The organism is Mycobacterium sp. M26 (assembly GCF_001494595.1).
In the GTDB taxonomy this organism is placed as follows: Bacteria; Actinomycetota; Actinomycetes; order Mycobacteriales; family Mycobacteriaceae; genus Mycobacterium.
Window position 1 is genome coordinate 1363257 of the sequence record NZ_LN929908.1, and the last position, 24623, is coordinate 1387879.

Here is a 24623-nt window from a genome sequence, read left to right on the forward strand (position 1 = left end):
CGCGTATCGGTGATAGGGCCTGTTCGGGCTTGGCTCGACACGGTGCCCGTCGAAGTCGGCGGACCCCGGCAGCGTTCCCTGCTGGCGCGGCTGGTCCTGGCGCAGGGCCGGGTGGTCTCCGTCGACCGTCTTATCGACGATCTCTGGCAGGGTGAGCCGCCGCCGAAAGCGCTCTCGGCCCTGCAGGCGTACGTCTCCCATCTGCGCCGGGTGCTCGAACCCGGCCGAGAGCGACGCACTCCGGCCACCGTCATCGTCAGTGAAGCACCGGGGTACCGGCTGCAACTGCCTGCGGACGCTGTCGACGCGTGGCGATTCGACGAGCAGGTCCGCCACGCGCAGACCGACGACGACCCCGCCGGCCGCTCTGCGCGCCTGACGACAGCGCTCGACAGCTGGGACGGCGATCCCTACCTCGAGGTCGCCGATGCCCAGTGGGCGGCCCCCGAGATCGCCCGGCTGACCGAATTGCGGAGTGCCGCCCTCGAGTTGCAGGCCCAGGACCACCTCGCACTCGGCCACAACGCAGTGGTCGTGGAAGTCCTGGAACCCCACGTTCGCGAGCACCCCACCCGAGAGGGTGCCGTGGTCACCCTCGCCACCGCGTTGTACCGAATCGGTCGGCAGGCGGCCGCCCTGGACGTCCTGCGGCATGCCCGCAACCATCTCGCCGAGGAGCTGGGGCTCGAACCGGGCCGGGCCATCCGGGACCTCGAGCGAGACATTCTTGACCAGGCGCCGCATCTGGATGTCCGTCACCAGCCGAGCCCACCGGCCGTCCAGGCGCCGGCAACGGCCGCACCTGTCGCCGAACCTCAAGTGCCTCATGGCCGTTCACGTGAGATAGCGGCCATCGACGACGCCGGCGATGAGGCACGCAGGGTGGGGAGCCGGTTGGTCTGGATCGGCGGTGAAGCGGGGTGGGGCAAGACCACGATCGCCGAAGCCGCTGCCGCGCGGTTGCGGTCAGCGGGCTGGACCGTCGTCACCGGACGATGCCCGGAGGTGGACGGCGCTCCACCCGGGTGGGCCTGGACGGAGGCGCTGCGCCAGGTCGACAAGGCCTACCTGCCCGACGACCCCCACCGGCACGAGGCGCTCGCGTCCCTATTGCACGACGGCCATGCCGGCGACTCGGCCGGCAGCAGCCCGTTCTGGACCGCCCGTGCGGTCGCCGATCTGCTGGGGCGGGCGGCAGCGGACGGCCCGGTCGCCGTTGTGCTGGACGACCTGCACCGCACCGACGGGTTGACCCTCGAGCTGCTCCGCCTGGTCACCTACGAACTGCGGGATCGTCCGTTGCTGGTACTTGCCACCTACCGGCCGTCGGAATCGGGTAGCGAACTGGCTTCTGCGCGTGCGGCATTGGCGGCGCAGACCGCCGCACATCTCGTGATCGGCGGCCTGGACCATGACGCCACCGCGGCGCTGGCCGCGGACTGCGGATTGCGCCATCTCAGCAGTGAGGGACTGCGGACGTTGCACGACCGGACGGGCGGCAACCCGCTGTTCATCCGAGAGCTCGCGCGTCTGACGGCGGCCGAGGGACGCGACGCATCCCGGGTAGCGGTGCCCGCGGGCGTCGGTGATGTGCTGCGGCGCCGGCTGGCTCGGCTGCCGGGTTCCACGGTGACCGCACTCCGCCAGGCGGCCGTCCTGGGCCGTGAGGTCGACGTCGATCTGCTGGCCGAGGTGGCAGACCGCCCCCCGGACGATCTTCTCGATGCGCTGGAACCCGCTGTCCTGGTCGGCTTGCTCGACGAACCCGCGGCGGGCCGAATCCGGTTTGCCCACGCCCTGGTTCGCGACACCCTCTACGAGGACACCTCGCTGCTGCGGCGGTCGCGCCTGCACGCGAATGCCCGCGACCAACTGCTGCGTCACCGGGACACCGCCGATCCGGCAGCACTGGCTTATCACGCCGTCGCCGCCGCAACCCCGGCCACCGCTGTCGAGGCAGCTGATTTCGCCATGGCCGCCGCCCGTGATGCCGATCGGGTGGGCGCACCGGTCGAGGCCGCTCGGCAGTGGCGCGCCGCGGTGCAGATGCTGCAGCTGGCCAACTGGGCCGAATCCGGCCGCGACGAAGCTGACCGCAGTGTCGAGGCCTATTGCGGATTGGTCTCCGCCTCGGCGCGCATCGGCGATGTGGTGGCTGCACGCGAGGCGCTCAACCGCGCGCTGCCCATGGCGGCGGCTTCGACCGAGCACGCCCTGCGCCTGCTGACTTCCTGGGATGCGCCATTGGTGTGGCGCACCCGGGTGAGCGACCATTCCGATACCGAGATCGTCGCCGCCATCGGCCGGGTTCTGGCCGCGAATCCGACTGCTGAGCAACGGGTTCGGCTGCTCGCCCTGTTGTTCACCGAGTTGGAGGGTGCCGACCAGCCAGGCGCTCTGGCGGCCAGCGACGAGGCCTTGGCGCTGGCCCGCGAGTTGAATCGGCAGGATCCCGCCGCCCACGGCCGCACGCTCTGTATGGCGCTCAACATCGCGACCTACGGCGCGCTGGGTCCCGATCACGCCCACGACCGAGAGGCGCTGACCGACGAATTCCTAGCGGCTGCCGATGCTGCGGCCGCGGTCGACTACCAGGCTGTCGCCCACTGGCTGGCCTTCCTCACCGCAGGGGCCCGCTCGGATCTGTTTGCGGCACAACAGCATGTCTGGCTGGCGGTCGCACGCGCCGGAACCGGGCAGATCGCGCAGTTGCTGACCGTACTGGAGGTCTTCGCTGCGGAGCTCACCGTGCTCGCGGGCGATATCGACGGCGGCGAGCGGGGTTACGCGGCCGCGGCGGCCACGTTCGCCGAACAGGGTGCCGCCAACGGCGGCGTGATCTACATCATCGGCCTACTGACCGCGGCCCTGGCGCGCGGTGATCTCGCCCCCCTGGCCGATCAGCTGCTCGCTGTGCATGTCGACGTATCGAACTCCATCGCCGAGGCCGTGGTGCTGGCACTGCTCGACGCCGGGCGGACCGAAGAGGCCCACCGGATCTGGGCCACCCGCGGCCCGGTCGAGCGGTCCTACTACTGGTTGTCCGTCACGACGTTGCGAGCCCACGTCGCCGCCCGGCTCGGCGACGCTGACACCGCGGCTCAGTGCGCGCAGGAACTACAGCCGTACTCCGGCCGGATGGCCGGGCTCGACAACGGCAGCTTCCTGGTCGGGCCGGTCGATGATGCCCTGGCTGCCGTTGCCGAACTCCTCGGCCATGACGAGCAGGCGCGCCGCTACCGGGCTGAGGCCGCGGTCCTGCGCTCCCGGCTGTCGGCCGAGGCGAAGGCCGTGCTCTCGAACGTGCGGTAGCGGCGGGCAACCACACGCATCACCGTCCGCATCAGCGGGCTCAGCCGGCCGAGCATCTCAGCGCGCTCGTCATCGCTCATCACCGCCATCATGCGCGGGACGTCGAACGACAGCCGCCCGGTGCGCTGTGCGGTCTCCTCGACGGCCTGCCAGCTGGCCACCGACAGGTACTTCCGGATCACCGGGAAGATGTCGCGTTCCTCCTCGGTGATGTGCTCGGTCAACAGCGCGCGAAGGTTCGACAGCTCCGCCGCCAGCAACGTGGCAGTGCGGTGGTCACCTTCGGTGACGCGAAATGCGTTGGCGCGCCGCCGGATCACATCCAGCCGCGGATCCAGCGCGGCGTGGTCGTCGGTCAGCTCGGAGAGGTCCACGATGTCACCGGCGCTGGCATCGATCACCGGCCACAGCACCACGTCTTCGACGGTGTGGTGGTGATGGATGGAGTCGCACATCAGCTCGGTGTACCGGGCGAGGGCTCGGGCCCGGCGGGGGCTGCACGGCTGTCCGTCGCGGATGGCCGCCACAGCGTCGGCGAGGCGGCCGATGTCGGTGAGCATCGCGCGGTGAGCCAACTGGAGGCCGCGGACATCGGGATCGGGTTCGCCGGGCTGGCGGGCAATGACGCTGACAGGTTCGATGGTTTTCATGCGGCAACTGTGTGTGGCCGCGCTTGCGATGCACTTGCAGCCGACTTGAAGCCCAGCTCACAGACGGTGTCAGCTTCGCGGCGAGATGGCCCCGTCAGCCAGTAACCCCAGCACCGGTCCGAGCGTGCGCGCGTACGGCACGGTGACGTGATTGTCGTCGCGGAACACGAGGTCGTTGCCGATCACCACCGGACACACGGCGTCGGTGCAGAACAGCTCCGACAGATCGGCGTAGTGCCCGCCCGCCGACCGGACGGCTTCGGCCTCAGCGGCGCTACCCGCGGCGTTCAACGCTGTTGGTCGCGCGGGTGTGCAGTCCCGGGTGTCGGTCAGGTGGCCGGACAAACACACCGGCACCACCGAGTGCGGGTCGGGCACCGGGCCCAGCACCAGCACGCGGGCACCCGTCGTCGACCGCAGTTGGGCAACAAGGGTTTTCAGACTGGCCAGCCAGGCGCGGTCGTAGGCGGTGAAGCCGAAGTCCGCGCCGTACCGCCGCGACATGTCCAGCACCACCAGTTTGGGCCGCTCGGCCCGCAACCGCCGCAGAACCTCGCCCCGCCAGGTCTGGCACTCGGTGTACTCCCGACCCAGGTAAGGGCTGATGATGCCCACGTCCTGCAGCGGGCAGGTGATCTTGGCCATCGTCACCAGCCGCCAATGCCGTTGCTCGGCAACGGGTTCCATACCGGGCTGCCACATCGCGGCGTGCGAGTCGCCGACCAGGGCCACGGTCGTCGCGCTACCGGTGTCGCCAGCAGCGCATTCGGGCACGCCCGTCTCGCGCCAGGACCGCACACAACCGTTGACGAATACCGCCGGCTTGTCGGTGGACGCCTCGGACAGCGGGGGAGTGAGGTTGGACGGCACATCGTGGCGGGCGGCCGATGCCGTCACCGCTGCGGCGATCCGCGTCATCGCGTCGGTCAGCGGATCGGTGATCACTGCGCCGCTCGGTTCGACCATCGCCGCGGGGGCGGGCCGGCCCTGGCCCACCGAAGTCGGGACGAACATCGGCAGCACCAACGCCGCACTGACCGCCACGGCGGTCACCGCGCTGCCCAGCACCAGACTGCGGCCCGGCGAGTGTCGCAGCGGGATCGAATAGCGCACCGGCCGCTCGACATAGCGCAACGTCAGCACCGCCAGCGCGAATGACGCCGACACGGCCACCAGCCGCCCAAACACGCCGAGCTGATGGCCCACCAGGAGTGGCGCGAAAACCAGCACCGGCCAGTGCCACAGGTACCAGGAATACGACAACCGGCCCAGTGCCCGCATCCAGGGCAGCGACAGCAGATGGCCCGCCCCGCGCCCCGGCGTCGCGCACCCGGCCGCGATGATCAGCGCGGTGCCGAGCACCGGAAGCAGGGCTGCGGTTCCCGGATAGGGCGTGTGCTCGTCGAACTGGACACACGCCGTGATCACCATGGCCAGCCCGCCGAACCCGGCCAGCCCGGCCGACCCGGGTGCCAGCCGCCGCCAGAACCGTGCCGACAGAGCGACCAGTCCGCCGATGGCCAACTCCCACGCCCGCGACGGCAGCGCGAAGAACGCCCACGGCGGCGCAGAGTGGGTCCACAGCACCGCCAGTGCCAGGGACGCCGCGGCGACCGCCGCCAGCGCCGCCCCGAACTGCCACACCGACAGCCGCGCCCGTCGGCGGTGAACCAGCCAGGCGGTGCCCAGGATCAGCACCGGCCACAACAGATAGAACTGCTCCTCGACGCCCAGTGACCAGTAGTGCTGGAACGGCGAGGGCAGCGAATCGGCCAGATAGTCGGTGCCGTGCAGGGCGAACCGGTAGTTGCCCACGTACAACGCGCTGGCCACCGCATCACCCAGCGCCGCGCGTGCTTGCAGCGGTGGCAGCAGGACGGCGGCGCCGACGGCGGTGATCACCAGCACCGTGCCCGCGGCCGGCAGCAGGCGCCGGGCCCGTGCCGCATAGAACCGCGACAGGCGCACCCCGCCGGTCGCCGACACCTCCGCCATCAGTAGCCGGGTGATCAGGAAGCCGGAGATGACGAAGAACACGTCGACGCCGACAAACCCGCCGGACAGGCCCAGCTGGGCGTGGAAGGCGACCACCGCGATCACGGCCAGCGCCCGCAACCCTTCGATGTCGGGGCGAAAGTCTCTGCGCGACCGACGTCGTCGCGGTCGGGTCGGGGCCGGGGACACGATGGGCCCATTGTTGCCGCCGACCGCCCGGTCGCCGTGCCGCCACGCCCAGGCGAATTTGTTGTGACGGATTTGTCAAAGCGGCTCCATATTGACGGAGGCGCAGATTTGATAGTTGCGATTGAATTGAGCGGCCCAGCTCCGGTGCCCGTCAGAAGGGACGTTTGATGCCCACGATCGATGCAGAACCTTTCCCCCTGGACTTCGATGTGGACAGCACCGCGCTGGTCATCATCGACATGCAACGGGACTTCGTCCTCCCCGGTGGCTTCGGTGAAGCCCTCGGTAATGACACCTCACTGTTGCTCGCCGCCGTCGAGCCGATCCAGCGAGTGCTCAACCGGGCTCGCGAGATCGGGATGTTCGTGGTCCACACCCGCGAGGGGCATCGCCCGGACCTGTCGGACTGTCCCACCGCCAAGCTGCACCGCGGCGGCAAGACCTTCATCGGCGAGCCCGGCCCGATGGGCCGGATCCTGGTGCGCGGCGAGCAGGGTCACGACATCATCCACCAGCTGTACCCGATCGACGGCGAGCCGGTGATCGACAAGCCCGGCAAGGGCAGCTTCCACGCCACCGACTTCGGCCAGATCCTGTCCGACCGCGGGATCAAGACGCTGGTGGTCTGCGGGGTCACCACCGAGGTGTGCGTGCACACCACGGTGCGGGAGGCCAACGACCGCGGCTACGAGTGTGTGGTCCTCTCGGACGGCGTGGCCTCCTACTTCCCGGAGTTCCAGCGGGTGGCGCTGGAGATGATCAAAGCCCAGGGCGGCATCTTCGGCTGGGTCTCGGATTCCGAGCGGTTCCTGACCGCGGTGTCCTAGTCTCAGTGCGCCGAACGGGGTTGTCGGCGAACGGGTTTCTCCTCTCCGAGCAGAAGGCAGCAGCATGAGCACGAGTTCGCGGTTCTACCCCAACCTCTACAAGGATTCGGTGTCCTTGATGACGGTCTCGGCACAGGTGACGTCGGTCCCGGGTATCGAGGCCGCCTCGGTGGTGATGGCCTCGGCGACCAACGTCGACAACCTCGCCCAGGCCGGTCTCGGGACGTTCGAGGTGCGGCCCAACGATCTCGTCGTCGCCGTCTCGGGCACTGAGGAAGCCTGCGAAGAGGCACTGGCCCTGGCCGACTCGCTGTTATCGGCCGCGCCCGGCGGTGGGGGTGACGAGACGGCGGCCGCCGCACCGGTGACCAGCATTCAGATGGCGGTCGCCAAGGACCCGGCGCTCAACCTGGCCCTGATCTCGGTACCCGGTGACTACGCCGCCGCCGAGGCCATGAAGGCCCTGCGGCTCGGCCTGGACGTCATGGTGTTCAGTGACAACGTCAGCCCGGACGCCGAACTCGCGCTCAAGCAGTACGCCCGCGAGGCGGACCTGATGGTGATGGGCCCGGACTGCGGCACCTCGATCGTCAATGGCATCCCGTTGGGCTTCGCCAACGTGGTGCGGCGCGGGCCGATCGGGGTGGTCGGCGCGTCGGGCACCGGCACCCAGGAGGTCACCGTCCGCGTGCACCAAAATGGGTCGGGCATTTCCCAGGCGCTGGGCACCGGCGGGCACGATCTGGCCGACGCCATCGGCGGTATCTCGATGCTGCACGGCCTGGCCGCTCTGGACACCGACCCCGGCACGTCGGTGATCGTGCTGGTGTCCAAACCGCCCTCACCGGATGTGGCGGCGAAGGTTCTGGCCGCCGCCGAAGCCAGCGACAAACCCGTCGTCGTCATCTTCCTCGGCGCCGACCCGGCCTCGATCACCCGCAACGGGGTGTACGGCGCCGCCTACCTGGCTCAGGCCGCCGATATGGCCGTCGAACTGGCGCGCGGCGAGCAACCGCACGCCGGTGAGATCACCACCTCCAACGACATGCGCCGCGTCCTGAACGATCTGACCCGCTCGATGGCGCCGAGTCAGCGTTACGTCCGCGGCATCTTCTCCGGCGGAACCTTCTGCTATGAAGCGCAATTGGTGCATCGCGCCCGCGGTATCTCCGCCTGGTCCAACACCCCGGTCAAAGGCAACAGCGCGCTGACCGACATCCGGACCAGTGTGGAGAACACCATCGTCGACATGGGTGATGACGAATTCACCCAGGGCAGACCGCATCCGATGATCGACCCGTCCCAGAAGGACGCCCGGATCCGCGACGAGGTGGCCGACCCGACGACGGCCGTCGTGCTGTTCGACGTGGTGCTCGGCTACGGATCCGCCGATGACCCGACTGCCGAACTGATCTCCATCATCGGCACTTCGAAGGCCAAGGCCCGTGCCGAAGGACGCACCGTCGCCTTCATCGGCTACGTGTGCGGCACCGATCTGGACCCCCAGGACCGCGCCAAAGCCGTTGCCGGACTGAAAGCGGCCGGTGTCCTGGTCGCCTCGAGTAATGCCGAGGCGGCCGTCTGGTCGGCGGCGCTGATCGCCGATCGTGAAGGGGTGACGCAGTGAAGAAGCTCTTCGAAGAAGACCTCAAGGTCGTCAACGTCGGCCTGCAGGGCTTCGCCAACAACGTCACCGCGGCAGGCGGTCAGGTCACCAACATCACCTGGGCGCCGCCGGCGGGAGCCGATGCGGCACTGGGCTGGACGCTGGCCACCCTGGTGGGGGACCCGCGTATCGAGGAGGCCAACCGCACCGCCTACGACCGCTATCTGGCGGCCCAGCCCCGCCTGGTGGACCTGGTGCGTGCGACCGAGGCCATCCCGGGTCTGGGTCCCGAGGAGCGGCGCATCCTGCACTCCGGTCCGCCGATCGCCTGGCCGGACATGTGCGGCCCGCAGCAGGGCGCCATTGCCGGGGCCATCCTCTACGAGGGCTGGGCCGATGATCTGGAGGCCGCCGAAAAGCTCGCCGCCAGCGGGGCGGTGGCGCTGGAACCCTGCCACGAACACAGTGCGGTCGGGCCGATGGCCGGCATCATCAGTCCGTCGATGCCGGTCTGGGTGGTGGAGAACACCGCCGCCGGAAACCGGGCCTACTGCAACCTCAACGAAGGTCTGGGCAAGGTGCTGCGGTTCGGCGCCAACTCCACCGAGGTCCTGGACCGGCTGCGCTGGCTGGGCAGCGACTTCTTCGCCACCATGCAGGTTGCGGTGCGCGGCCTGGCCGATCCCGACCTCAAACCCCTGATGGCCCAAGCCCTGCACATGGGCGACGAGCTGCACAACCGCAATGCGGCGGCCTCGGCGCTGCTGTTCAAGCGGTTGACGCTGTCGCTGCTGGGCTCCGACCTCCCGTCGGATGCGGTGCGCCGGGCACTGGAGTTCGTCGCCGGCAACGACCACTTCTTCCTCAACGTGTCGATGGCGGCGTGCAAGTCGATGACCGACGCGGCCGCGGGCGTGCCGGGCAGCAGCATGGTGACCGTGATGGCCCGCAACGGGGTGAACTTCGGCATCAAGCTGTCCGGCACCGGTAACCAGTGGTTCCAGGCGCCCGCCAATCCCGTTGACGGACTGTACTTCCCGGGTTACACCGTCGACGACGCCGCCGCCGACCTCGGCGACTCGGCAATCACCGAGACCAACGGCCTCGGTGGGTTCGCGATGGCCGCCTCCCCGGCGATCGTCCAGTTCGTCGGCGGCACACCGGCCGACGCGACGGCCAACAGCCGCCGGATGCTGACGATCACCCTGGGAGCCAACCCGGCATTCACCCTGCCGCCGTTGAACTTCGGTGGCACGCCCGCCGGTATCGACGCCCGGTTGGTGGTGGACTCCGGTGTGTTGCCGATCATCAACACCGGCATCGCGCACCGGCAGGCCGGTGTCGGCCAGATCGGTGCGGGCATCACCACCGCGCCGATGGAATGTTTCAACGACGCACTGGCCGCGCTCGCGGCAGGACTGGAGTAAACCGTGGGGACCGCAATCGTCGCGTTCGGTGGCAATGCTCTGGTCACCGACGCCGAGCACGACTCCATCCCGCAGCAGTACGACACCGTCAGCCGCACCGTTCCGCCCCTGATCGACATGGTGGAGCAGGGCTGGAAACTCGTTGTCTCCCATGGCAACGGGCCGCAGGTCGGGTTCATCCTGCGTCGCTCGGAGCTGGCCTCCGACGAGGTCGATCCGGTCCCCGTCGACTACGCCGTCGCCGACACCCAGGGTGCGATCGGCTACATGTTCGTCAAGGCACTGCGCAACGAATTGGCGCGCCGCGGGCTGTCCCGGCCGGTGGTCGCCGTCGTCACCCACTCGGTGGTCAGCCTGGACGATCCGGCATTCGAGAACCCGACCAAGCCGGTCGGCTCGTTCCTCGAAGAGGACAAGGCCAAGCAGATGGCCGCCGCACTCGGCTGGACGATCGCCGAGGACGCCGGGCGCGGGTGGCGCCGCACCGTCGCATCGCCGCGGCCGACCGCCATCCTGGAGACCGAGCTGATCCGCAAGCTTCTCGACGACGGCGCGATCGTGGTCGCCGTCGGTGGCGGCGGTATCCCGGTGACACTGTCACCGGACGGCACCGTCGCCGGTGTGGAAGCCGTGGTGGACAAGGACATTGCCTCCGGTCTGCTCGCCCACGATCTGGCGGCCGACCTGTTGATGATCCCGACCGGGGTGCCCCGGGTGGCGATCGGCTTCGGCACCCCGGATGAGAAGTGGCTCGACGCGATCACCGTCGAGGAAGCCCGGCAGTACATCGCCTCCGGTCAGTTCGGGAAAGGCTCGATGGAACCCAAGGTCGAGGCGGTCGCCGACTTCGTCGCCAGCACGCCGGGTGCAACCGGGGTGATCGGTGCGGCCGAGGAGATCTCGGCGATCCTGGACGGCACCTCCGGCACCCGGATCGTCGGGGACGCGGCGCCGACACCGAAGGCTGACGCGACCGACAGCGGTTCAGTGTTGTTGGCGGTCAACGGAACCCTGATGCGCGGACTCAAGCTGTCGCCGAACATGGCGGCCGCCGGTGCCACGTTCATCCGGGAGACCGCCACCGAACCGGTGTACCGGATCTGGACCATCAACGATGACCACCCCGCGATGATCCGGGTGACCGATGGATCGGGTGTGGCGGTTGCGGTGGAGGTGTGGTCGGTACCCGCCGCCGGGCTGGCGGGAATCCTGCTGAACGAACCGCCCGGCCTGTCGATCGGGAAGGTCAATCTTGCCGACGGCTCAACGGTTCTCGGAGTGATCGGGGAACCGGCGCTGGTCGAGGGTCAGCGCGAGATCAGCCAGCACGGCGGCTGGCGCGCCTATACCGCCGCGGAGGGAGTCACGTAGTCATGACCGTCCTGGGCAAGAACGTATTGCCCGACGTCAACCTCGGATCACTGCCGTTCTGGCGACAGGTCCTCAGAGGGTTCTCGCAGTGCGCTTTCCAGGCCAATGAGATCACCGGCCTGCTCTTCGTCGTCGCCGTGCTGACCTACAGCTGGCGGATGGCGGTGTTCTACGTGGCGTCGGTTTTCATTGCGACGGTGGTGGCCCGGCTGGTCAAGGCCGACCGCACCCTTCTCGATCTCGGGCTGTTCGGGTTCAACTCGGGTCTGATGGGTCTGGCCATGGGCAACTTCTACGAACCCGATGTGGCGCTGTGGATCTGGGTGATGGTGCTCGCCGTCGTCGTCGCCCTGGTGGCGGTGGCGATGTCGAAGTGGCTGCCGATCCCGTTCCTGGCCGCACCGTTCATCGTGACGTTCTGGGTGATGTGGTTCATCGCCGATGCCCGGCCCGAACTGATCAAGCTCGATCTCGGGCCGTGGCCGGTGGAGGACGTGCACTGGGGTGCCGCGGTGATCACCGCGTTGGGCTCGACCCTGTTCGCGCCGTCGATCCTGACCGGGGTGTTCTTCCTGCTCGGTCTGCTGGTGAGCAACTGGCGGCACGCGGTGATCGCCGCCGTGGCCGCGCTGATCGCCGTGGCGATCGCCGAACACGTGGGCACGGCCGGTGGCGCGATCAACACCGGCTTCGTCGGCTTCAACGCGGTGCTGGCCGCGCTGGGTGCGGCTGCCGTTCTCAACGGCGATCTGCGGCTGGCGATCCTGGCGGCCCTGCTCGGGACGTGGTTCTTCAGCTACATCAACCGCAGCGCACCGGTACCGGCCCTGGCGTCGGGCTTCGTCATCGCCGTGTGGACCGTGATGCTGCTGGACTGGCTGCACCGGCATTACGGCCCGAAGCCGACGCCGCCGGCCACCTAGTTCAGCGCTTGAGCGGGCTGTAGAACACCAGGCCGTTGCCCTTGTTGTCGTAGACGACGGCGCGACGTTCGTGGGCGTCGTCGTAGGGGCCCTTCACGATGCCGCCGCCGCTGTCCTCGACCGCCTTGGCGGCGGCGTCGACATCAGCTGTCTTGATACCGACCACGACCTGGCCGGGGATCGGGTGGTCGATCTCGGTGGCCAGCGCCAGCGTGATGGGCCCGCCGTCGAGTGCGGCGAAGTGGGTGCCGTCGCGGAACTTCACCGCCATGCCGAGGGTGTCGCCATAAAAGCGGATCGACTCGTCGAGGTCGTCGGTGGACAGGATGATCATCTTCACTTCGTGATCGCTCACGGTTCTCCTTGGTCGTTCTGTCAGCACCCTGGCGGAAAGGTAACCCAGGCTGGCGACGACCGTGAAAGCGCCCCTGTTCAGAGTCGGTTGATGGTTGACGTTTGTGTGTCGGTTGATCCTTGACACTCGGTGTTGTGTGTTAGGCCGGTCCGCTGGTGCGGAAGGCCCTTTTGTTTCTTACCTCTCCGGTGCTGGTGCGTGCGGCGGTCTTGACCAGAACATCGCCGATGAAGAACCTCAACAGATCGCCGTCGACGTGGACGTCGCAGCGTGATCCGGCGTAGTGCCGGCCGATACTGACCTGCTGCCAGGACACACAGACCACCCCGTTGGTGGTGACCGTGCGCGAGACCCAGTCATTCCCGGCACGCCCAGTGCCGACCGTCGGCGCTGCGCTCTGCACCGGCCTGACCGGGGCGCCGGCGGCGAAACGCTGTGCCGGGGTGGCCATCTTCAACGATTGATGGGGTCGTGCGGTGTTGTAATCGGCCACCCACTCATCGAGGGCTTGTTGGGCGGCCTTCAGAGTGGGGAAAGGTGCTGCGGTGCTGAGGAATTCAGCGCGCAGGCTACGGTGGAATCGCTCGATCTTGCCGGTCGTGGTCGGTGAGCGCGGCTGAGTCAGCAGATGCTCGATGCCCTGTTCGCGGCAGATCGCATCGAAGAGCACTTCCACCGGCGGGTGGTTGAACCGCCCCGTGAACACTTTGCCGTTATCGGTCAGGATCTGCTCGGGTGCCCCATAGTGGGCCAGCGCCTGGCGTAGCCCGTCGCAGACTGCCCGCGTGCGTTCTCTGCTCATCAGATGGGCGCACACGCACAGTCGGGAGTGGTCGTCGATGCCGGTCAACGCCTTGGCCGATGTGCCATCAGCCAGCGGGAACCCTCCCACGACGTCCATCTGCCACAACTCCATGGGCGCACCGCGTTCCCAGCGTTTCCACGTACGCGCGCGTCGATCCCTGCTGGTTGGGTCGATCATCCCCGCGCGCAGCAACGCCCGATACACCGCCGACTCCGAGGGCACCGGCCGCACACCGCGCTTGTCGAGTTCGAACACCAACCGGCGCGGCCCCCAATACGGCCGCGACCGGCGCAGCTCCAACATGACCGCCTCCACCGACGCCGGCATCTGATGCGGACACCTGCGCGGTCGATGCGACCGATCCACCAAGCCCTCCAGGCCCTCAGCCTCGTAGCGGGCCAACCACGCATGCAGCGTCTGTCGCGACACCCCCACCTTCGAGGCGACCTGCGAAATCGATAACCCATCACTGATCACGGCCAACACGGCCTGATACCGCTGCTCAGCCACGCTCAACTCCCTCATCTAGGGAGTGTCAAGGATCAACCGAAATAGCTGTAAAGCATCAGCCGAAACACTGTCGCCCATCACCCGAAGCCGAAACGTCAAGCATCAGCCGAGGCCATACACCGTGAAAGCGCCCCCGGCAGGAATCGAACCTGCGACCTAGGGATTAGAAGGCCCTTGCTCTATCCGACTGAGCTACGGAGGCAGCGCGTGGGGAGAGTCTAGTCGGCCGGGTTTGCCAGGTAGGACCACCCACAGCCTTTGGCGGCTTCGAATCTGGCTGAGGCGAACTTACTCGGCGGCGAACCGCGACTGCAGTCGGTCGAGAAACCGCTGGACTTCGGCGCGCTTGGCGCGCAGCCGCAGCACCGGCTCCGGCGTCCGGGCGTTGCCCCAGCCGGCGTCGATCCGGTCGGCCCAGCGGGTCGAGGCGATGTCGATGAGCTGATCCAACTCGGCGATCTCGGCGCGCATGAGCTTGGCAAACACCCTGGCCTGGGCGGCATCGTTGGGATGCGGCGGCGGCGCGGCCGCGCGGAACCGGCGCGGGCCGGGGGCGGCATGACCCGCTCCCACCGCCGCTGGCGGGTTCCAGTCGTCGAGAAGCATCCACAAATCCTGGTTGCGTCTACTTCGCGTTTCCTGGGAACAGAGCCAACTGACAGCATCTGTCCACCCAGAATTCACTTTGCTCGCAGGATGAGCTACCGCGGTCGTGTCGGTTTCGCAGGCTTCTGGCCTGCGTGAACGCCGCAAGCTGTCGTGACCGCGGAAGAAATGTCGTTGAGTCCGCGGGCAATTCGCTATGGTGTGACGGGCAGCACACGCTAACCCTGCGTCGTGCTGCCGCAAACTGGGCAAACGCCTTAGGTTGGCTAAGTGTCGAGGGAGTCCGACCGCTCATGAGCAGTCCGATCGAGCAGGTGGCCGCGCAGTGCACGCGCGCCTACCACACCGGTTCGTTGCTGCTCCGCGGTTCACCAGCGGCTGCGGGCTGGATACTCGGGTGGATCGCCGCCGAGTTCGCCCCACACGTGGTCACCGGACACGCCCTGTCGGCGGTCCCGTCGCCGCTGGAGAAAGTGGCCGCGGCGCTCGCGGTGCAGCGCGCCGACACCGTTCTGGACACCGCCCTGCGCGAGACGTTCGGGGACGCCTACGCCGACGGCGTGCATCACCCGCTGGAGCCCTACTCGGCCCGCCGGCCCAACCTGACTGCGGTCCTCGAAGCCATGCGTCACCGGCGCCGCTATGCCGAGAAGACCACGAACATCTCCTACGGCCCCGGCGGACGTAACCATCTGCTGGACGTGTGGCGCCGTCCTGACCTGCCCGAGGGCTATCGGGCCCCGGTCCTCATCCACGTCCCCGGTGGGGGATGGTCCATCAACGACAAGCGCGGCCAGGGCTACCCCCTGATGACCCGGATGACCGAGCTCGGCTGGATCTGCGTGTCGGTCAACTACAGCCGAAGCCCCCGCAACGCCTGGCCCTCCCACATCGTCGACGTCAAGCGGGCGATCGCCTGGGTGCGCGCCAACATCGCCGACTACGGCGGCGACCCCGACTTCATCGCCATCACCGGCGGGTCAGCCGGCGGTCACCTGAGCTCACTGGCCGCACTGACCGCGGGCGACACCACGCTGCAGCCCGGCTTCGAGGACGCCGACACCAGCGTGCAGGCCGCGGCCCCGTACTACGGCGTCTACGACCTGACGAACGTCGACAACATGCACGGCCTGATGATGCCGCTGCTCGAACACGTCGTCATGCAGCAGCGGCTCGCTGATGATCCGCAGCTGTTCCGCGATGCCTCGCCGATGTTCCGGACCCATCGCCACGCACCGCCGTTCTTCGTCCTGCACGGCGAGAACGACGCCGTCGTCCCAAATTCGCAAGCCCGAGCCTTCTGCACGTCGCTGCGCGAGAGCGGCGCGCGCTCGGTGTCCTACGCCGAGCTGCCCAACGCCCATCACGCCTTCGACACCATCGCCACCCTGCGCTGCCAGCTGGCCTCCGAGGCGGTGGCCGCCTTCCTCGGCATCGTCTATGGCCGACATATCAACGCCCGCAAGCGTTCTCGGCGGCTGGTGGTCAGCTCGGCGAGCTGACCTCGTCCGGTCGCAGCAGCGGCACGGCTAGCCATACCACGATCAGCCAACCCAGTACCGCGACCGGGATGGCCCACATCCGGCGTACCGCCAGCGCATGTTGGCAGCGATCGACCGATCCGGCGAACTGCGCCTGAACTAGCTCGGCGCTGAAACCGCTGCCGCAGTTGATCTTTATGCCCCACGGGTCGTACTCCGGGAGGTACACCGGCCAGCGCAGCGCCAGCAGTCCGACCGTCAGCAGCACCGCCGCGGCGGCGGCCGCGAGCAGCCGGCCCGCGGTCATGTCATGCAGACATTCGCGAACAGCAGCACCGGCCAGGACACGATCGATCCGAGGAATGACACCACGAAATCCAGACCGTGCATCTGGTGGAGATGTTCGGTGTGGGTGGACGACCACACCAGACCGACGGCGAGGTAGGGGATTCCGAGCAGCAACCCGATCCCGATCAGTTCGGCGATCGTCAGCTTGTAACTCAGCACCTGGCGCAGTTTCGTCAACATCAGCCCTCCCGAGTGCGGTCAGGACGATCGTAGTCAGGACAGGTTCGGTTGCGGCCGGTTTGTGAGAAGCTATGTTCTCAGAAATTGAGGGAGGCCGGGTGGAAGCGTTGTTGGGCAAGCTGCGCCGGGTACTGAACCACGAAGTCAGCATCGAGCAGCTCATCGAGGTCGCGCTGTGGCTGGCCATCCCGCACCTGCTGATCGGGCTCACGTGGGCCTTCTTCCACGTCGAGCAGGTGCAGCAACTCAATGACCAGCTCGAGAAGATTCTGCCGGCCGGGGCCGAGGTGGCCTCCTACGTTTTGGCCGCGGTGCTGTGGCCGGCATTGCTCCTGTTGCCCCCGCTCTGCGTGGCCTGAGGTCACAGACGACTCACAATCCCCACCACCACCGGCGCGGGCCGACTAGCGTGGTTGGCGCGTTTCATGTCGGCCTTGTGGGTACAGGAGGGTGCTGGTGTCGATGAGGAGGGATCGATGAGCCGACCCGTCGACGAACTGGGCCCCCTGGACATGCTGCTGCATCGCGGTGAAGCCAACCCCCGCACCCGTTCCGGGATCATGGCGTTGGAGATCCTGGACACGACCCCGGACTGGGACCGGTTCCGCGCCTGCTTCGAGAACGCCTCGCGCAAGGTCCTGCGGCTGCGTCAGCGCGTGGTGGTGCCTACGCTGCCTACCGCACCGGCCCGCTGGGTCGTCGACCCGGACTTCAATCTCGACTTCCACGTCCGCCGGGTCAGGGTGCCCGAGCCGGGCACCCTGCGCCAGGTGCTCGACCTCGCCGAGGTCAGTCTGCAGTCACCGCTGGACATCTCCCGGCCGCTGTGGACGGCCACCCTCGTCGAAGGTCTGGAAGGCGGCAAGGCCGCGACCCTGCTGCACCTGAGTCACGCCGTCACCGACGGCGTCGGCGCCGCCGCGATGTTCGCCGAGATCTACGACCTGGAGCGCGAACCTCCGCCGCGGCCCGCGCCGCCCATGCCGGTGCCGCAGGACCTGACACCCAACGATCTGATGCGCGAAGGGCTCAACCAGATCCCGGGCGCTGTCGTCGGCGGGGTGCTCGGTGCGGTGGCCGGCGGGCTGTCGGTGATCGGACGCGTGGTGCGCAGTCCGGGCACCGCGGTCTTCGACGCGGTCGACTATGCGCGCTCGGGTCGACGGGTGATGGGCCGGGCCGCCGAGCCGTCGCCGCTGCTGCGCCGGCGCAGTCTGTCCTCTCGTAGTGAGGCCATCGAGATGCGGCTGGCCGACCTGCGGGCGGCCGCGCACGCTGCCGGCGGATCGATCAACGACGCCTACCTCGCCGGGTTGTGCGGCGCGCTGCGGCTCTACCACGAGGCGCTCGGCGTCCCGGTGAACAGCCTGCCCATGGCGGTCCCGGTGAGTCTGCGGGCCGAGGCCGACCCGGCCGGCGGCAACCGGTTCGCCGGGGTCAATCTGGCCGCTCCCATCGGTGTCGCCGACGCCGCGCTGCGGATCCAGAAGATCCGCAAGCAGATGACCTCGCGCCGGGAAGAGGCGGCCATCGACCTGATCGGCTCGGTGGCGCCGGTGCTCACCCTGCTGCCCGACGCCGTGCTCGAAGCGATGAGCGGGTCAGTGGTCGCCTCCGACGTCCAGGCCAGCAACGTTCCCGTCTACGCCGGCGACACCTACATCGCCGGGGCGAAAGTGTTGCGGCAGTTCGGACTTGGTCCACTCCCCGGTGTCGCGATGATGGTGGTGCTGGTATCCCGCGGCGGCTTTGTCACCGTGACCACCCGCTATGACCGCGCATCGATCACCAACGAAGCCCTGTTCGCCCAATGCCTGCGACGCGGGTTCGACGAAGTGCTGGCGCTGGCCGGTGATCCGCCTCCGCGGGTGGTGCCGGCATCGTTTCCTGATTCCGCCGACGACTCGGCGTCCACCCCTGCGAGCGGATCGGTGGCTTACTCATGAGCGAGAAGAACATGCGCCTGCCCGGTTCGGTCGCCGAGGTGATGGCCAGCCCACCCGGCCCGAAGATCGGGGCGTTCTTCGATCTGGACGGCACCCTGGTGGCCGGCTTCACCGCGGTCATCCTGACCCGGGAACGGTTCCGCAGCCGCGACATGGGGATCGGCGAGCTGATCACGATGATCTCCGCCGGGCTCAACCATCAGCTGGGCCGACTGGAGTTCGAGGAACTGATCACCAAAGCCTCCCAGGCCCTGCGCGGTCGTGCGCTGTCGGATCTGCACGAGATCGGTGAGCGGCTCTTCGTGCAGAAGATCGAAAAGCGGATCTACCCCGAGATGCGCGAACTGGTGCACGCCCACATGGAACGCGGACACACTGTGGTGCTGAGTTCGTCGGCGCTGACTCTTCAGGTCGAGCCGGTGGCGCGCTTCCTGGGTATCGAGAACACGCTGACCAACCGCTTCGAGGTCGACGAGGACGACGTGCTCACCGGTGAGGTGGTCCGGCCCATCCTGTGGGGACCGGGGAAGGCCAACGCGGTGCAGAAGTTCGCCGCCGACAACGACATCGACCTCAAGAAGTCCTACTTCTATGCCGACGGCGACGAGGACGTCGCGCTGATGTACCTGGTGGGCAACCCGCGCCCGACCAACCCCGAGGGCAAGATGGCGGCCGTTGCTAGGCGCCGCGGCTGGCCGATCCTGCAGTTCAACAGCCGCGGCAGCGGCGGGGTGTTGGGCCAGGTACGCACGCTGCTCGGTGTCGGATCGCTGGTGCCCGCCGCCTACGGTGCCCTCGGCTGGGGTCTGCTGACCCGCAGCAGGCGCCGCGGCGTAAACTTCTTCACCACCGCATTCCCGAACATGTTGTTGGCGGCCAACGGGGTTCGGCTCAACGTGCTCGGCGAGGAGAACCTCACCAAGAAGCGGCCCGCGGTGTTCATCTTCAACCACCGCAACAACTTCGATCCGGTCATCTCCGCGGCCCTGCTCAAGGACAACTGGACCGGGGTGGGCAAGAAGGAGCTCGAAAGCGACCCTGTCATCGGCACATTGGGCAAACTGGTCGACACCGTCTTCATCGACCGGGAAGATCCCAAGGCTGCTGTCGAGTCGCTGCAACATGTCGAGGATCTGGTCAGCAAGGGGTTGTCGATCCTGATCGCGCCGGAAGGCACCCGGCTGGACACCCGCACCGTCGGCCCGTTCAAGAAGGGGCCGTTCCGGCTGGCGATGGCTGCCGGCGTGCCGATCGTGCCGATCGTGATCCGCAACGCCGAGGTGATCGCACCGCGTGATTCCTCGACGATGAGCCCGGGCACCGTCGATGTGGTTGTCTATCCGCCGATTTCGGTGCAGGACTGGACGCTGGAGGACCTCCCGGACCGGATCGCCGCGGTACGTCAGCTCTACCTGGACACCCTCAAGGACTGGCCGGAGGACACGCTGCCAGTACCGGACGTCTACAAGAAAACCCCCGGCAAGAAGGCTCCGGCTAAGAAGGCGCCCGCGGACAAGGCGGCCGCCAAGAAGGCTCCGGCCAAGAAAGCGGCGGCGAAGAAAGCTCCGGTGAAGAAGGCGGCGGCCAAGAAGGCGCCTGCCAAGAAGACTGCGGCACAGGGTGAGACGCCCACGGTCAGGGGACGGCGATGACCTCCAGCGACCACTTGGCCGACTTCAGCACCACCGACGACGCGCTGGTGCTCGCCTCGGTGTCGTCCAAAGCCGAGTTCGATCTGCTGCATGACTGGCTGCACGCCCAGCGCCAAGCCCACCCCGACACCAAGGTCGAGGTGCTGCAGCTTCCCGCCGGCGATCCGCCCCCCGGGGTGGTGGCCCAGCTCGTCGAGGAACTCGCCGGCAGCGAGGACCGGCTGGTGGTTCCGGTGCGGGTGTTCTGGGTGCCCGGCGGACTGCCGACCCGGGTAAAAGTGGTCGGCTTGATCTCCGGTCGCGACACCTACCGGCCGCCGGAGATCCTGCAGCGCAGCATCCTTCGCAAGGATCCGTCCCGGGCCCGCATCGTCGCCGGTGAGCCGGCGAAGGTCTCCGAGCTGCGTCAGCAGTGGCAGGAGAACACCGTCGCCGAAAGTCCGCGGGACTTCGCCCGCTTCGTGCTGCGCCGGGCCACCCTGGCCATCGAACGGATGGAACTGCGGCTGCTGGGCCCGGAGTACAAGTCGCCGCGGCTGATCACCGATGAGCTGATGGCGTCGTCGCGGTTCATGGAGGGGCTCGAGAAGATTCCCGGCGCCAGTCCCGCCAAGGCCGAGGAGATGCTCAACGAGCTGGCCACCGGTTGGAGCCGGTTCTCGGTCGACCTGATTCCGAACCTCGGACGTGCGATCTTCAGCCGGGGCTTCGACCCACGGATCGACTACGACCCGGCCGAGATCGAGTCGATGCGGCGCTCGCTGGAGGACCATCCGGCAGTTCTGCTGTGGTCGCACCGGTCCTACCTCGACGGTGTGATCGTGCCGGTGGCCATGCAGGAGAACAAACTTCCGCCGGCGCACACCTTCGCCGGGATCAACCTGTCCTTCGGATTCATGGGCCCGTTGATGCGGCGGTCCGGGGTGATCTTCCTGCGCCGCAAGCTCGACGACCCGCTGTACAAGTACGTGCTGCGCCAGTTCGTCGGCTTCATTGTGCAGAAGCGGTTCAACCTGAGTTGGTCGATCGAGGGCACCCGGTCGCGCACCGGAAAGATGTTGCCGCCCAAGCTCGGTCTGCTGGCCTATGTCGCCGACGCCTACCTGGACGGCCGCAGCGAGGACATCCTGCTGCAGCCGGTGTCGATCAGCTTCGACCAGTTGCACGAGACCGCCGAGTACGCGGCCTACGCCCGCGGCGGGGAGAAGACGCCCGAAGGCGCGGAGTGGCTCTACAAGTTCATCAAGGCTCAGGGCGAACGCAACTACGGCAAGATCTACGTGCGTTTCCCGGATGCGGTGTCGATGCGCCAGTACCTCGGGGAGCCGGGTGGGCCGGTCGGATCGGACCCGGCCGCCAAACGCCTTGCGCTGCAGAAGATGGCGTTCGAAGTCGCCTGGCGGATCCTGCGGGCCACCCCGATCAACGCCACCGGTCTGGTCTCGGCGCTGCTGCTCACCACCCGCGGGCGCGCGCTGACACTGCAGCAGTTGCACCACACCCTGCAGGACTCGCTGGACTATCTCGAGCGCAAGCAGAGCCCGATCACCAACTCCGCGTTGCGACTTCGCACCCCTGAAGGAGTGCGTGCGGCCGCTGACGCGCTGTCCAACGGCCACCCGGTGACCCGGGTCGACGGTGGCCATGAGCCGGTGTGGCGGATCGCTCCCGAGCACGAGCATGAGGCGGCGTTCTACCGCAACTCGATTATCCATGCGTTCCTGGAGACCGCGATCGCCGAACTGGCGCTGGCCCACGCCGGCCGCGCGCCTGACGGGGATCGGGTGGCGGTGTTCTGGGAGCAGGCGATGCGGTTGCGCGATCTGCTGAAGTTCGACTTCTACTTCGCCGACTCCGCCGCGTTCCGTGAGCATCTCGCCGAGGAGCTCGCCTGGCAGGAGGATTGGGAGATCCAGGTCTCCGCGGGCGGCGACGCGGTGGACCGCCTGCTGCGGGCCAAGCAGCCGCTGATGGCACACGCCATGCTGCGCCCGTTCTTCGAGGCCTACGAGATCGTCGCGGACGTGTTGTGTGACGCCCCGGCCGATATCGGCGAGAAGGAACTGTCCACCATCGCGCTCGGCGTCGGCGCCCAGTACGCCGCGCAGGGCCGGATCCGCAGCAATGAGTCGGTGTCGGCGCTGCTGTTCGCCACCGCTCGGCAGGTGGCCGCTGATCAGAACCTGCTGGCCGCGGCCCCCGACCTGCGCGAGCGGCGGCAGGCCTTCCTGCACGAGCTGCGTGCCATCCTGGGTGACATGGACCGCATCCACGAACTGTCGACCGAACAGTTCTACGCCCGTGAGCTGTCGGTGCGTGACCAGGCAGGCTGATCGCAGCTCGGTGTGGCCGCTGCTGTCGGTGGTGGCACTGCTCGCCGGGACCATCGCCGCCGGTATCGGGGCGCTTGCGCTGGCCGACGCGCTGTCGGCGACGGGGCTGCCCGACCCGGGACCGGTGACCACCCTGGGCTTGCCGTTCGTGCGGGCGGCCGGTGAGATCGCCGCCGTCCTCGCCATCGGATCATTCCTGCTGGCAACGTTTTTCGTGCCGCCCCAGCAGACCGGCGTGCTCGACGTCGCCGGCTACCGCGCGCTGCGTCTGGGCACCGTGGCGTCCGGGGTGTGGACGGTGTGCGCGGCGCTGCTGGTGCCGCTGACCATCTCCGACGTGTCGGGACAGCCGCTCAATGACCACCTTAACCCGGTGCAGCTGTGGGCGGTGACGAGCCTGGTGGATACCGCGAGTGCCTGGCGGTGGACGGCGTTCCTGGCGTTGATCGTCACCCTCGCCAGTTCGGCGGTACTGCGGTGGGGGTGGACGCCGTTCCTGCTGGCCGGATCGCTGATCACGTTGATCCCGTTGGGGCTCACCGGGCATTCATCGGCGGGCGGGTCGCACGACCTGGGTGCCAACAGCCTGCTGATCCATCTGGTGGCCGGCGCGTTGTGGGCCGGTGGGCTGCTGGCCCTGCTGGCCCACGCGATGCGCGGCGGCGAGTACGCCGATCTGGCGGCCCGACGCTTCTCGGCGGTGGCGCTGTGGTGCTTCGTGGCGATGGCGTGTTCCGGAGTCATCAACGCCTTCATCAGGATTCGGGTCTCCGACCTGTTCACCACCGAGTACGGCGCGCTGATCCTCGCCAAGATCATCGCGCTCACCGCGCTGGCGGTGTTGGGCTGGCGGCAGCGCCGCACCGCGGTCGCGGCACTGCAGGCCGATCCGGAGAACCGGCGTCCGCTGATCCGGCTTGCCACTGTCGAGGCTCTGATCTTCGGGGCGACGTTCGGCATCGCGGTCGGGCTGGGGCGCACCCCGCCACCCCCGCCGGTGAACGCCAACCCGTCGCCCACCGAGGTCGCGATCGGTTACGACCTGGCCGGCCCGCCAACGGTGGCGCGGATCCTGCTGGACTGGCGGCTCGCCCCCCCCGCCGGTGAACGCCAACCCGTCGCCCACCGAGGTCGCGATCGGTTACGACCTGGCCGGCCCGCCAACGGTGGCGCGGATCCTGCTGGACTGGCGGTTCGACCTGATCTTCGGCACCGCGGCGATCGTGCTGGCCGCGGTCTACGTCGCCGGGGTGATCCGACTGCACCGCCGCGGCGACCCGTGGCCCGCGGGGCGCACGGCGGCCTGGCTGCTGGGCTGCGCGCTGTTGTTGTTCACCACCTCGTCCGGGCTCGGGCGCTACATGCCGGCGATGTTCAGCGTGCACATGACGGCGCACATGCTGCTGTCGATGCTGATTCCCATCCTGCTGGTCCTCGGAGCCCCGGTAACGCTGGCCCTGCGGGCGTTACCCGCTGCGGGCAAGGACAATCCGCCCGGACCGCGCGAGTGGCTGCTCGACGGCCTGCACAGCCACTGGTCGCGGTTCTTCACCCACCCCGTCGTCGCCACGATCATGTTCGTCGCCGGGTTCTATGCGCTGTACTTCGGCGGCATCTTCGACGCCGCGGTCAGCCACCACGGCGCACACGTGCTGATGAACCTGCACTTTCTGATGAGCGGCTACCTGTTCTACTGGGTGGTGATCGGGGTCGATCCCGCGCCGCGTCAACTGCTGCCGGTGGCCAAGATCGGGATGGTGTTCGCCACCCTTCCGATGCACGCGTTCTTCGGTGTGGTGCTGATGGGCATGAAGCAGGTGCTCGGTGAAAGCTTCTACCGCTCACTGCAATTGAGCTGGCATACCGACCTGGTGGGGGATCAGCATCTCGGTGGATCGATCGCGTGGGCGGCCGGTGAGATCCCGCTTGTGGTGGTGATGATCGCGCTGCTGGTGCAGTGGAGCCGCAGTGACCGGAGGACCGCGAAACGGACGGACCGCGCCGCCGAGCGCGACCACGATGCGGATCTGGCCGCCTACAACGCGATGCTGGCCGAGCTCGCGCGGCGCGACGCCGGCGGCTAGCGCGGCTGGGTTGTCCACAGTCC

The 24623-nt window shown here is 68.1% G+C and carries 18 protein-coding genes, 1 tRNA gene and 1 pseudogene; 12 read left to right on the forward strand and 8 right to left on the reverse strand.

Translation table 11 applies throughout. The features are described from left to right. Positions 1-42: 42 nt before the first annotated feature. Positions 43-3312 (forward strand): ATP-binding protein, encoded by a 3270-nt coding sequence (locus BN3385_RS15790; RefSeq protein ID WP_231748743.1) that lies wholly within the window; start codon positions 43-45, stop codon positions 3310-3312. On the opposite strand, the gene BN3385_RS15795 is transcribed toward BN3385_RS15790, so the two are convergent. Further along, positions 3237-3962: a hemerythrin domain-containing protein gene (locus tag BN3385_RS15795; protein WP_059017938.1), complete on the reverse strand. Its 726-nt coding sequence runs from the start codon at positions 3960-3962 to the stop codon at positions 3237-3239. The genes BN3385_RS15790 and BN3385_RS15795 overlap by 76 nt on opposite strands. A gap of 69 nt (positions 3963-4031) precedes the next feature. Continuing rightward, positions 4032-6146, reverse strand: a complete 2115-nt coding sequence (locus BN3385_RS15800) for an acyltransferase family protein (protein ID WP_231748744.1) — start codon at positions 6144-6146, stop codon at positions 4032-4034. Between the two features lie 167 nt (positions 6147-6313). Here BN3385_RS15800 and BN3385_RS15805 point away from each other — a divergent pair, with 167 nt between their 5' ends. From BN3385_RS15805 to BN3385_RS15825, 5 genes are all read left to right on the forward strand, one after another. Then, complete coding sequence (locus tag BN3385_RS15805; protein WP_059017943.1) at positions 6314-6973, forward strand: cysteine hydrolase family protein; 660 nt, start codon at positions 6314-6316, stop codon at positions 6971-6973. A gap of 64 nt (positions 6974-7037) precedes the next feature. After that, positions 7038-8600: an acyl-CoA synthetase FdrA gene (gene fdrA, locus BN3385_RS15810; RefSeq protein ID WP_059017945.1), complete on the forward strand. Its 1563-nt coding sequence runs from the start codon at positions 7038-7040 to the stop codon at positions 8598-8600. Next, positions 8597-10006, forward strand: coding sequence for a YlbE family protein (locus BN3385_RS15815; RefSeq protein ID WP_059017947.1), 1410 nt, complete (start codon positions 8597-8599; stop codon positions 10004-10006). The genes fdrA and BN3385_RS15815 overlap by 4 nt, the downstream gene beginning before the upstream one ends. A 3-nt stretch (positions 10007-10009) precedes the next feature. Next, positions 10010-11377 (forward strand): carbamate kinase, encoded by a 1368-nt coding sequence (locus BN3385_RS15820; protein ID WP_156432772.1) that lies wholly within the window; start codon positions 10010-10012, stop codon positions 11375-11377. Between the two features lie 2 nt (positions 11378-11379). After that, on the forward strand, positions 11380-12300 hold the full coding sequence (locus tag BN3385_RS15825; RefSeq protein WP_059017949.1) for an urea transporter: 921 nt from the start codon (positions 11380-11382) through the stop codon (positions 12298-12300). 1 nt (position 12301) lies between these two features. Here BN3385_RS15825 and BN3385_RS15830 read toward each other — a convergent pair whose 3' ends face one another. The 4 genes from BN3385_RS15830 to BN3385_RS15845 form a co-directional block, all read right to left on the reverse strand. Then, positions 12302-12655, reverse strand: coding sequence for a VOC family protein (locus BN3385_RS15830; RefSeq protein ID WP_059017951.1), 354 nt, complete (start codon positions 12653-12655; stop codon positions 12302-12304). 139 nt (positions 12656-12794) lie between these two features. Then, complete coding sequence (locus BN3385_RS15835) at positions 12795-13985, reverse strand: IS481 family transposase (RefSeq protein WP_059017953.1); 1191 nt, start codon at positions 13983-13985, stop codon at positions 12795-12797. Positions 13986-14098: 113 nt separating this feature from the next. After that, positions 14099-14172: transfer RNA gene (locus BN3385_RS15840), tRNA-Arg, on the reverse strand. Between the two features lie 86 nt (positions 14173-14258). Continuing rightward, positions 14259-14576, reverse strand: coding sequence for a hypothetical protein (locus BN3385_RS15845; RefSeq protein WP_059017955.1), 318 nt, complete (start codon positions 14574-14576; stop codon positions 14259-14261). 293 nt (positions 14577-14869) lie between these two features. Between BN3385_RS15845 and BN3385_RS15850 the strand changes: the two genes are divergently transcribed. Then, the gene (locus tag BN3385_RS15850) at positions 14870-16078 is read left to right on the forward strand and encodes an alpha/beta hydrolase (protein WP_059017957.1); all 1209 of its coding nucleotides are present in this window, start codon (positions 14870-14872) and stop codon (positions 16076-16078) included. Here BN3385_RS15850 and BN3385_RS15855 read toward each other — a convergent pair. Both BN3385_RS15855 and BN3385_RS15860 read right to left on the reverse strand, forming a co-directional pair. After that, positions 16062-16364 carry a hypothetical protein gene (locus BN3385_RS15855; protein ID WP_059017958.1) on the reverse strand — a complete coding sequence of 101 codons (303 nt, stop codon included), beginning with the start codon at positions 16362-16364 and terminating at the stop codon, positions 16062-16064. The two genes, BN3385_RS15850 and BN3385_RS15855, sit on opposite strands and share 17 nt — an antisense overlap. After that, on the reverse strand, positions 16361-16585 hold the full coding sequence (locus BN3385_RS15860; RefSeq protein ID WP_059017961.1) for a hypothetical protein: 225 nt from the start codon (positions 16583-16585) through the stop codon (positions 16361-16363). The genes BN3385_RS15855 and BN3385_RS15860 overlap by 4 nt, the downstream gene beginning before the upstream one ends. A 98-nt stretch (positions 16586-16683) precedes the next feature. Here BN3385_RS15860 and BN3385_RS15865 point away from each other — a divergent pair, with 98 nt between their 5' ends. The 5 genes and pseudogenes from BN3385_RS15865 to BN3385_RS29440 form a co-directional block, all read left to right on the forward strand. After that, entirely contained in the window at positions 16684-16944 is a 261-nt protein-coding gene (locus BN3385_RS15865; RefSeq protein WP_156432773.1) for a hypothetical protein, read from the forward strand. Between the two features lie 117 nt (positions 16945-17061). After that, positions 17062-18531, forward strand: coding sequence for a wax ester/triacylglycerol synthase family O-acyltransferase (locus BN3385_RS15870; RefSeq protein WP_059022019.1), 1470 nt, complete (start codon positions 17062-17064; stop codon positions 18529-18531). Then, entirely contained in the window at positions 18528-20183 is a 1656-nt protein-coding gene (locus tag BN3385_RS15875; RefSeq protein WP_059017965.1) for an HAD-IB family hydrolase/lysophospholipid acyltransferase family protein, read from the forward strand. The genes BN3385_RS15870 and BN3385_RS15875 overlap by 4 nt, the downstream gene beginning before the upstream one ends. Then, positions 20180-22516 (forward strand): glycerol-3-phosphate 1-O-acyltransferase, encoded by a 2337-nt coding sequence (locus BN3385_RS15880; RefSeq protein WP_059017967.1) that lies wholly within the window; start codon positions 20180-20182, stop codon positions 22514-22516. Before BN3385_RS15875 ends, BN3385_RS15880 begins: the two co-directional genes overlap by 4 nt. Continuing rightward, positions 22500-24588, forward strand: a pseudogene (locus BN3385_RS29440) (bifunctional copper resistance protein CopD/cytochrome c oxidase assembly protein); the annotation flags it as partial. The gene BN3385_RS15880 and the pseudogene BN3385_RS29440, both read left to right, overlap by 17 nt. Between the last annotated feature and the right edge of the window lie 35 nt (positions 24589-24623).

Bases quoted from the DNA above. Each gene is read 5' to 3' on its own strand.
- BN3385_RS15795 (WP_059017938.1), bottom strand. From the start codon at position 3,962: ATGAAAACCATCGAACCTGTCAGCGTCATTGCCCGCCAGCCCGGCGAA.
- BN3385_RS15845 (WP_059017955.1), bottom strand. From the start codon at position 14,576: ATGCTTCTCGACGACTGGAACCCGCCAGCGGCGGTGGGAGCGGGTCAT.
- fdrA (WP_059017945.1), top strand. From the start codon at position 7,038: ATGAGCACGAGTTCGCGGTTCTACCCCAACCTCTACAAGGATTCGGTG.
- BN3385_RS15835 (WP_059017953.1), bottom strand. From the start codon at position 13,985: ATGAGGGAGTTGAGCGTGGCTGAGCAGCGGTATCAGGCCGTGTTGGCC.
- BN3385_RS15850 (WP_059017957.1), top strand. From the start codon at position 14,870: ATGAGCAGTCCGATCGAGCAGGTGGCCGCGCAGTGCACGCGCGCCTAC.
- BN3385_RS15870 (WP_059022019.1), top strand. From the start codon at position 17,062: ATGAGCCGACCCGTCGACGAACTGGGCCCCCTGGACATGCTGCTGCAT.
- BN3385_RS15860 (WP_059017961.1), bottom strand. From the start codon at position 16,585: ATGTTGACGAAACTGCGCCAGGTGCTGAGTTACAAGCTGACGATCGCC.
- BN3385_RS15805 (WP_059017943.1), top strand. From the start codon at position 6,314: ATGCCCACGATCGATGCAGAACCTTTCCCCCTGGACTTCGATGTGGAC.
- BN3385_RS15825 (WP_059017949.1), top strand. From the start codon at position 11,380: ATGACCGTCCTGGGCAAGAACGTATTGCCCGACGTCAACCTCGGATCA.
- BN3385_RS15855 (WP_059017958.1), bottom strand. From the start codon at position 16,364: ATGACCGCGGGCCGGCTGCTCGCGGCCGCCGCCGCGGCGGTGCTGCTG.
- BN3385_RS15880 (WP_059017967.1), top strand. From the start codon at position 20,180: ATGACCTCCAGCGACCACTTGGCCGACTTCAGCACCACCGACGACGCG.
- BN3385_RS15875 (WP_059017965.1), top strand. From the start codon at position 18,528: ATGAGCGAGAAGAACATGCGCCTGCCCGGTTCGGTCGCCGAGGTGATG.